This is a genomic window from Xanthomonas sp. SHU 199, from assembly GCF_000364665.1.
GTDB lineage: Bacteria > Pseudomonadota > Gammaproteobacteria > Xanthomonadales > Xanthomonadaceae > Xanthomonas_A > Xanthomonas_A sontii.
Map to the genome: position 1 here is coordinate 1 of NZ_AQOI01000649.1, position 8,397 is coordinate 8,397.

The 8,397-nt window shown below is 67.5% G+C and carries 12 protein-coding genes and 2 tRNA genes; 7 read left to right on the top strand and 7 right to left on the bottom strand.

All coding sequences use genetic code 11. The features are described 5' to 3' along the window. Window positions 1-683: Hpt domain-containing protein (locus tag D183_RS25230; protein ID WP_039728620.1), on the top strand; the 683-nt coding region annotated here is incomplete at its 5' end. Between the two features lie 504 nt (window positions 684-1,187). Here the strand turns inward: D183_RS25230 and bfr are convergent. The 3 genes from bfr to D183_RS0118605 form a co-directional block, all read right to left on the bottom strand. Continuing rightward, window positions 1,188-1,658, bottom strand: a complete 471-nt coding sequence (bfr, locus tag D183_RS0118595; RefSeq protein WP_017910327.1) for a bacterioferritin — start codon at window positions 1,656-1,658, stop codon at window positions 1,188-1,190. 103 nt (window positions 1,659-1,761) lie between these two features. Beyond that, complete coding sequence (locus D183_RS0118600; RefSeq protein WP_017912292.1) at window positions 1,762-1,971, bottom strand: (2Fe-2S)-binding protein; 210 nt, start codon at window positions 1,969-1,971, stop codon at window positions 1,762-1,764. 80 nt (window positions 1,972-2,051) lie between these two features. Then, window positions 2,052-2,663: an RNA pyrophosphohydrolase gene (locus tag D183_RS0118605; RefSeq protein ID WP_010341422.1), complete on the bottom strand. Its 612-nt coding sequence runs from the start codon at window positions 2,661-2,663 to the stop codon at window positions 2,052-2,054. A 120-nt stretch (window positions 2,664-2,783) separates the two neighbouring features. Between D183_RS0118605 and D183_RS0118610 the strand changes: the two genes are divergently transcribed. Together D183_RS0118610 and D183_RS0118615 are read left to right on the top strand one after the other, a co-directional pair. Continuing rightward, a tRNA-Met gene (locus D183_RS0118610) sits at window positions 2,784-2,860 on the top strand. A gap of 41 nt (window positions 2,861-2,901) precedes the next feature. After that, window positions 2,902-2,976 (top strand) — tRNA-Gln (locus D183_RS0118615). 471 nt (window positions 2,977-3,447) lie between these two features. Here the strand turns inward: D183_RS0118615 and rpsI are convergent. Together rpsI and rplM are read right to left on the bottom strand one after the other, a co-directional pair. Then, a complete protein-coding gene (rpsI, locus tag D183_RS0118620; protein WP_010341421.1) occupies window positions 3,448-3,840 on the bottom strand; it encodes a 30S ribosomal protein S9 in 393 nt (130 codons plus the stop codon). A 2-nt stretch (window positions 3,841-3,842) separates the two neighbouring features. Beyond that, entirely contained in the window at window positions 3,843-4,271 is a 429-nt protein-coding gene (gene rplM / locus D183_RS0118625) for a 50S ribosomal protein L13 (protein WP_010341420.1), read from the bottom strand. 216 nt (window positions 4,272-4,487) lie between these two features. Here rplM and coq7 point away from each other — a divergent pair, with 216 nt between their 5' ends. After that, entirely contained in the window at window positions 4,488-5,132 is a 645-nt protein-coding gene (coq7, locus tag D183_RS0118630) for a 2-polyprenyl-3-methyl-6-methoxy-1,4-benzoquinone monooxygenase (RefSeq protein WP_017910329.1), read from the top strand. A 183-nt stretch (window positions 5,133-5,315) separates the two neighbouring features. Then, window positions 5,316-5,825 carry a hypothetical protein gene (locus D183_RS0118635; RefSeq protein ID WP_232757310.1) on the top strand — a complete coding sequence of 170 codons (510 nt, stop codon included), beginning with the start codon at window positions 5,316-5,318 and terminating at the stop codon, window positions 5,823-5,825. A gap of 24 nt (window positions 5,826-5,849) precedes the next feature. On the opposite strand, the gene D183_RS0118640 is transcribed toward D183_RS0118635, so the two are convergent. Continuing rightward, window positions 5,850-6,167, bottom strand: coding sequence for a DMT family transporter (locus D183_RS0118640; RefSeq protein WP_017910331.1), 318 nt, complete (start codon window positions 6,165-6,167; stop codon window positions 5,850-5,852). Window positions 6,168-6,283: 116 nt separating this feature from the next. After that, a complete protein-coding gene (gene speD / locus D183_RS0118645; RefSeq protein ID WP_017910332.1) occupies window positions 6,284-7,078 on the bottom strand; it encodes an adenosylmethionine decarboxylase in 795 nt (264 codons plus the stop codon). A 147-nt stretch (window positions 7,079-7,225) separates the two neighbouring features. On the opposite strand from speD, the gene crp reads away from it, so the two are divergent. Both crp and D183_RS0118655 read left to right on the top strand, forming a co-directional pair. Then, window positions 7,226-7,915, top strand: coding sequence for a cAMP-activated global transcriptional regulator CRP (gene crp / locus D183_RS0118650; protein ID WP_010341415.1), 690 nt, complete (start codon window positions 7,226-7,228; stop codon window positions 7,913-7,915). A 27-nt stretch (window positions 7,916-7,942) separates the two neighbouring features. Continuing rightward, on the top strand, window positions 7,943-8,397 hold a 455-nt coding region (locus D183_RS0118655; protein ID WP_017910334.1), incomplete at its 3' end, for a sulfite exporter TauE/SafE family protein.

Sequence of the window (8,397 nt, forward strand, 5' to 3'; positions counted from 1 at the left end):
CGGATGCAGCCGGGGACCGGTCCGCGGCGATCGCCAGCGGGCCAGCGGCGGATGCGCTCGCCGACGCGATGCACGTCGAACCGCAGGACAGCCCCCACACCACCCTGCACACGGCGGACGCTGACACGGCGTCCAGGCCCATCACCACATCGACCGCCTCGCTGCCATCGCCCGATCACGCCACGCTCGACGCCCCCCCGGCAGCGCCTGCGCTGGACCAGGACCTGGCATCGCGCGGCGCCACCGCAACGTCGACGCCGCCGCTCGCCGCGCCGGAGGCAGACGATCCGGAACCGCCATCAGCGGTACCGGCGCCGGTGCTGGAGATCGCCGTGCTCGACGAGTTGCGCGAGGTCATCGGCTCGGCCAGCGTGGCGCAGATCGTCGAGCTGTTCCTGGCCGATGCGCCGCTGCTGATCCAGCGCCTGGAGCAGGCTGCGGCGACGGCGCAGAGCGACGCGCTGCGCGAGGCCGCACACACGCTGAAGTCCTCGGCCGCCAACCTCGGCGCACTGGCGCTGTCGGCGGCGGCGCTGCGCATCGAATCGGGCGTGCGCACCGGCACGTTGGATCGCCCCGTGGTCGCGGTCGCCCTGGTGATCGCCGAGTTCGCGCGCGCGCGCCTGGCGCTGAGCGGCTACCGCGCCAGCGTCCGCGACACCGCCGAACCCGCCGAACCCTAGCGCGGTATCGCGCTACGGCGCGTCTGCAGACGACACGCGCCCGCGAGACCCGGCCACAGTGCATCGAAGACATCGACGCACGGTCTACTGCCTTTCTTGTAGGAGCGCTTCCGCGCGACAAGGCGCTACCGGTAACGCCATCGCGGCTGAAGCCGCTCTTACAGGAACAGTGGCGCTGTGCATGCATGGCTGTCGTGGTGCACCTGCATAACCTTCGCCAAGCCGCATGCTCCACCCGCGATCACGCGCAGAGGACGCCGCGAGATTCAGCAACGACGTGTTGCGGTGGTCCGCACAGGAAGGTCTCGCTGCGCTTGCGCCGTACCGCCGCAGTCGTCGCCTGCCCGGTGCGTGCAGAAACGGCTTCAGCCGCGACGATCACCATCAACGCGTCGCGGCTGAAGCCGCTCCCACACGTGCATGTCAGCGCCATCCCGGAGCGCAGAGCGAACAGCAGCCTGCGCGGCGCCACAGGCCAGCGCCGCGGCGTGATGCGCCGACGATTCAGTCGTCGAGCTTGGTCAGCAGGTAGTTCGGCTCGCCGATCCGGTCGATCAGGTCGAGCTGGGTTTCCAGCCAGTCGATGTGCTCTTCTTCCGATTCCAGGATGTCGGCCAGCAACTGGCGGCTGACGTAGTCCTGGATCGATTCGGCGTAGGCGATGCCTTCGCGCAGGGTGACCGTGCCGTCCTGCTCCAGCGCCAGGTCGCACTCGAGGATTTCCTTGGGGTTCTCGCCGATGCGCAGCTTGCCCAGCGCCTGGAAGTTGGGGAGCCCCTCGAGGAACAGGATGCGGTCCGCCAGCTTGTCGGCGTGCTTCATCTCGTCGATGGATTCCTTGTACTCGTGCTCGGCCAGTTCCTTCAGACCCCAGTTCTTCAGCATCTTGGCGTGCAGGAAGTACTGGTTGATCGCGGTCAGCTCGTTGTAGAGGACCTTGTTGAGGAACTCGATGACTTTGCTGTCGCCCTTCATTGCATCGCTCGCGTAAGCCGGAAAGCGCAGACTCTAGCGAATCGCGCTGCGACGTGAAGGAACGCGAATCGTGATCATCCCGCGCTGCAGCGCGGCCACGGCCTCAGGCGGCGCGGGCTAGGCCGCCGAGCACCGGCAGGGGCAGCTCGCGGCTCAGCGCGCGCTCCAGCAGGTCGCCGGCCATGTCCAGGCAGGAGCCGCAGGTGGCCCCGCAGCCCGTGCGCATGGTCAGTTCGGACACGCTGCGGCAGCCGGCTTCGGCGGCTTCGCGGATCTGGCGATCGGTGACCCCATTGCAGATGCAGACGTACACGGCGGGCTTGGCGGCGGACGGCGCGGACTGCGCCTGGCGCCCATTCAAACCAAAGTGAGAATGGTTGTCAATTCCGCCCGTTAATCGTTATTAATCCGCGCCGCCCAAGGCCCGCCGCGCTTGCGTGGACGCTTGCGCGGCCGCTCGTGGCCCGCCGTATTGCCCGGCAGCCAAGCCTCCTGGGCCAGGGTCGGCATGGCGCGGATGCCGGCGCCGGCGATGGTCTGCGCCAGGGGCGCCAGATGACGCAGCGCCCGCGCGTAGACCCCGCGCTTGAACAGCACCACGTGCTCCACCGGGTACCAGAAATCGACCCAGCGCCAGTGATCGAACTCCGGCGTCTCGGTCAGTTCCAGGTTCAGCTGGCTCTCGTCGCACTGCATCCGCAACAGGAACCAGACCTGCTTCTGGCCGATGCAGACCTGGCGCTCGTTGCGGCGGATGGCCCGGCTGGGCAGGCGATAGCGCAGCCAACCGGGAGTGGCGCCGAGCACTTCCACATGCTCGGGCAACAGCCCGGTTTCTTCGCGCAACTCGCGGTACATGGCCTCCACCGGGGTCTCGTCGGTGTTCATGCCGCCTTGCGGGAACTGCCAGCCGTCCCGGCGCACACGGCGTGCCCAGAACACCTGACCATCCGGCCGCATCAGCACGATGCCTACGTTCGGTCGATAGCCGTCCGGATCGATCACGATGCGGACTCCTGAAAAATCTACTGGCTCCGACTCTGCCATGGCTGCGGCCGGGCCACAAGCAGCGCAAAAACCCGTTGACAGCCGCCCGCTTCTCCATAAGAATTGGCGGTTCACCAGGGCTATGTAGCTCAGCCGGTTAGAGCACAGCACTCATAATGCTGGGGTCGGTGGTTCGAGTCCACCCATAGCCACCATGGTGTGTACGCCCAAGGCGTGCGATACTTGCAGTCCACATTGCCCCGTCGCCAAGCGGTAAGGCACCTGACTCTGACTCAGGCATTCGGTGGTTCGAATCCATCCGGGGCAGCCAAACACACAAAAAAGGCCGATCGAAAGATCGGCCTTTTTTGTGTGTTTGGCTGCGGGTTCGCGCAGGCGCTACGCGCCTGCGCCCCACACCTTGCTACGCAAGGTGCGGGCCCCGGCCTTCCGCCTCCACATCCCCGCGCCTGTCGGCGCGCCCTCTTGGACTCCAAGGGGCTACTCCACCAGATGGGATGCGAGTCGCCGGCAACGGGTGTGGCCCGGATGAATTGCCATCGGCCAGCAAGACCCGCGATCCGGAAGCCTGGATAGCAAGAGCCAGTAGCGAACCCGGACCTCCGACTAGGCCGGCGATCACCCGCGCACCGCACGCAGATCCAGCGAGGCTGATCCGCGACAACTGCTGGCGCATCGGCCGACGCACCCACCAAACCCAAACGACAAAAGCCCGGCCGAAGCCGGGCTTTTGCTTGGTCCCCAGCAGGCTCCCGAGGGAGCCCACGCCAGGCGCGATGGATCAGCGCTTGGAGAACTGGGTGGCGCGACGGGCCTTGTGCAGACCGACCTTCTTACGCTCGACTTCGCGGGCGTCGCGGGTCATGAAGCCGGCCTTGCGCAGCTCGGTCTTCAGGGTTTCGTCGTACTCGACCAGCGCGCGGGCGATGCCCAGGCGGATCGCACCGGCCTGGCCGGTGGTGCCGCCGCCGGTGGCGGTGACCAGGATGTCGAAGCTTTCGGTGTTCTTGGTCAGCTCCAGCGGCTGGCGCACGATCATGCGCGCGGTCTCGCGGCCGAAGAACTCGTCCAGCGGACGGCCGTTGACGGAGATGTTGCCGGTGCCCTTGCGCAGGAACACGCGGGCGGTGGAGGACTTGCGGCGGCCAGTGCCGTAGTTTTGCGAAATCGCCATGATTAGATATCCAGAACCTGCGGCTGCTGAGCGGCGTGCGGATGCTCCGCACCGGAATAGACCTTGAGCTTGCGGTACATCGCGCGGCCCAACGGGCCCTTGGGCAGCATGCCCTTGACCGCGATTTCGATCACGCGCTCCGGGTGGCGCTCCAGCGCCTGCTCCAGGCTCTCGGTCTTCAGGTTGCCGATGTAGCCGGTGAAGCGGTGGTACTTCTTGTCCTTGAGCTTGTTGCCGGTGACGACGATCTTCTCGGCGTTGATCACCACCAGGTAATCGCCGGTATCGACGTGCGGGGTGTAGACCGGCTTGTGCTTGCCGCGCAGGCGGCGGGCCAGTTCGGTGGAAAGCCGGCCCAGCGTTTTGCCGGCGGCGTCGACGAGATACCAGTCGCGCTGGACGGTCTCGGACTTAGCAGTGAAGGTGCTCATGATCAGACTCGGTTGGTCGGGCGGATTCCTGCAGCGAACGGCCGGAACTTTGCCACGCGTTGTGAATTGCAAAAACGCAAGAGGCGAAATTCTACGCGGCCCGGCCGGCCGGCGCAAGTCCACCCATGACCGGCGGAGATCGGGCAGGCGGCGCGCTTGGCAGTGCGCCGGCCGGGGGGCGAAAATCGGGATCCCCACTGCTTCCGGGCTTCCCCCATGACCGCCAGCCGCCAGCATTCCCCGCTCGATCGCGCCCTGGTCGAGGCCCAGCGCGCGCTGGAGACCGTATTCGGCGACCCGCCGGCGCAGCGCCCCTACCCGGCCGCGGCCACCGCCGATATGGTGCTGGCGCCGGACGAGCGCCGCCATGCCGCCGGCCTGATGCGCATCAACCACGTCGGCGAGGTCTGCGCGCAGGGTCTGTATTTCGGCCAGGCCGCGGTCGCGCACGATCCGGCCACCCGTGCGCACCTGCTGGAGGCGGCGCAGGAAGAGACCGACCACTTGGCCTGGTGCGCGGCGCGGCTGCGCGAACTGGACAGCCGCCCCAGCCTGTTCAATCCGCTGTGGTACGCCGGCAGCTACGCGATCGGCACCCTGGCCGGGCTGCGCGGCGACGGCTGGAACCTGGGCTTCGTGGTCGAGACCGAGCGCCAGGTCGAGGCGCACCTGGACGAACACCTGCAGACCCTGCCGCCGGCGGACCTGCGCAGCCGCGACGTGCTGAAGGTGATGAAGGCCGACGAGGCCCGCCACGCCGAACATGCCGAACAGGCCGGGGCACGACGCCTGCCGCCGCCGATCCCCACGGTCATGGCCGCCGCCTCGCGACTGATGAAGGCCGTCGCCTATCGGCTGTAGCCGCCCGCCGGTCGGGCCGATGCGACCCCGGCTGGCATTGCCGGGCCGATCGCGTTAAAGTGAACGAACGCTGACTGATTCCACGTCGGCGCACGCCGTTCCGGCTGCGGTATCGCCATGTGCCGCAGCCACCGATGTACCCGTGCCGAGTCGCGCCCGCGTGCGCTCCGCCTGCAGACTGTCATGCCCGCATCCTCGCCCCATCTGCCATCGCCCCGGACCCGCTGGTTGTCGCGCCTGCTGTTCGCGACCCTGTTCGCGATCGGCGGCGGCGCCCTGCTGCATCACCTGCTCGGCGACTACCGCCAGGCCAGCGCGATCCTGCGCGACCATTCCGTCGCCACCGTCCCGGTGATCGCCGACGGCGCCTTCGGCGTGCAGACCGAGCCACTGGTGCGCTACCGCTTCCACTATGTGTTCGAGAGCAAGGGCCGCCTGCACAGCGGCGCCTTCGAGGCCAGCGGCGCGGAAGCCGCGCCGTTGCTGCTGGACGGCGCCACGGTCGAGATCGCCTACGCCAATGCCGATCCCGCACGCTTCGGGCGCCTGGACCAGCTGCAGCACGCCGGCAACCTCGGCAGCGTGTTCACCCGCGCGCTGATCGCGCTGTCGATCGCCGCCCTGCTGGCGGTGGTCGCGCACCGGCTGCTGATCGGCCGGGTGCTGACCCGGCGCCGCATCGCCGCCGCCTGAGGCCCACGCGCGCGCGGGCTGCGCTCAGTGCCCGACCAGCTTCAGGCCGATCACCCCAACCACGATCAGGCCGATGCAGGCCAACCGCGCCGGCGAGGCGCTGTCGCCGAACAGGGCGATGCCGAGCACCGCCGTGCCCAGTGCACCGATCCCGGTCCAGATCGCATAGGCGGTGCCCAGCGGGATGTGCTTGAGCGCCTGGGTCAGCAGCCACAGGCTCAGGCCCGCACCGGCCAGGGTGGCCACGGTCGGCCACGGCCGGGTGAAGCCTTCGCTGTACTTCAGGCCGAGGGCGAAGCCGATCTCGAACAGACCGGCGAGCAGCAGGTAGATCCAGGGCATTGTCTTTCTCCGTAGACAAATGAAAACGAAAACGGCCCGATGTCTGCACATCGGGCCGCCGTCGGCAGGGGTCGCAGCGCGTGCTGCGGGCGGGCCGTCCCGCCGGTGTGGAGCGCTTACTCGGACAGGTTGCGCCCGTGGAACAGCTCCTCGATCTCGCGCTTGAGCAGCGCCTCGATGCGCATGCGCTCCTTGAACGAGAGATTCTTGGCCTTTTCCTCGAACAGGTACTGGTCCAGGTCGAAGTCCTTCAGGTGCATCTTGGTGTGGAAGATGTTCTCCTGATAGACGTTGACGTCGAACATCTCGTAGCGCGACTTGACGTTCTTGGCCAGGAAGTTCTGGATCGAGTTGATCTTGTGGTCGATGTAGTGCTTCTTGCCCTTCACGTCGCGGGTGAAGCCGCGCACGCGGTAATCCATGATCACGATGTCCGATTCCAGGCTCTCGATCAGGTAATTGAGGGCCTTCAGCGGCGAAATCACGCCGCAGGTGGCGACATCGATGTCGGCGCGGAACGTGGCGATACCGTGCTGCGGATGGGTTTCCGGGTAGGTATGGACGGTGATGTGGCTCTTGTCCATGTGCGCGACCACGGCATCGGAAATGATCTCCTTGCCCGCCGCCTTCTTGTCGATGACCGGCTCCTCGGAGATCAGGATCGTCACCGAGGCGCCCTGCGGGTCGTAGTCCTGGCGCGCGATGTTGAGGATGTTGGCGCCGATGATCTCGGCCACATCGGTGAGGATCTGGGTCAGGCGATCGGCGTCGTACTGCTCGTCGATGTACTCGATGTAGCGCTGGCGCTCCTCTTCGGAGATCGCGTAGCAGACGTCGTAGATGTTGAAGCTCAACGCCTTGGTGAGGTTGTTGAAACCTTGCAGCCTCAGGCGAGGCAACGGCTTGACCACGGCGTGGATCCTCTGGAAGTGGGTCGGGGGGAAAGCCAATCAATTATGAGCCAAATGGCCGCGCTGCGAAACGTGGCGTCCGTCTCTTGTTTGCCGCCGCGAACGCGTCCCGTTAAGCTTCGGGAATTACGCCGTAGCGAAGCCGCCATGAGCCCCGGAAACACATCCACTGCAGCACCTGTGCGCATCGCTCCAAGTCCTTTGACGTTGGACACCGCCACCATCGACCGCTTCCTGGCCCACAGCCACCGTCGCCGCTATCCGGCGCGGACGGACGTGTTCAGGCCCGGCGATCCGGCCGGCACCCTGTACTACGTGGTCAGCGGCTCGGTCAGCATCATCGCCGAGGAAGATGACGACCGCGAGTTGGTGCTGGGCTATTTCGGCAGCGGCGAGTTCGTCGGCGAGATGGGCCTGTTCATCGAGTCCGACCAGCGCGAGGTGATCCTGCGCACCCGTACGCCCTGCGAACTGGCCGAGATCAGCTACGAGCGCCTGCACCAGCTGTTCCTGGGCTCGCTGTCGTCCGATGCGCCGCGGGTGCTGTACGCGATCGGCGTGCAGCTGTCCAAGCGCCTGCTGGACACCTCGCGCAAGGCCAGCCGCCTGGCGTTCCTGGACGTGACCGACCGCATCGTGCGCACCTTGCACGATCTGGCCCAGGAGCCGGAGGCGATGAGCCACCCGCAGGGCATGCAGTTGCGCGTGTCGCGGCAGGAACTGGCGCGACTGGTCGGCTGCTCGCGCGAGATGGCCGGCCGCGTGCTGAAGAAGCTGCAGGTCGACGGCATCCTGCACGCCCGCGGCAAGACCGTGGTGCTGTACGGCGCGCGCTGACCGCCATGGGTCGATAGGCCCGGCACGATGGTGCTGAGCGAGACCTTCTACTGGTTCGTGCTGGTCGGCCTGGCCGCCCAGCTGGTGGACGGCGCGCTGGGCATGGCGTTCGGCCTGGTCTCGTCCTCGGTCCTGCTGAGCCTGGGCCTGCCGCCGGCGGTGGTCAGCGCCAGCGTGCACAGCGCCGAGGTGTTCACCACCGGCGCCTCGGGCCTGTCGCACCTGGCCCTGGGCAACGTCGACAAGCGGCTGTTCCTGCGCCTGGCGCTGCCGGGCATGGTCGGCGGGGTCGCCGGCGCCTACGTGCTGACCCAGTTGCCGGGCGAGCTGATCCGCCCCTTCGTCTATCTGTATCTGCTGGCCCTGGCGGTGCTGATCCTGCTGCGCGCGGCCGGCCGTGCGCTGCCGCGCCGCGAGGTGCGGCGGGTGCCGCTGCTGGGCTTCGTCGCCGGCCTGCTGGACGCCAGCGGCGGGGGGGGGCG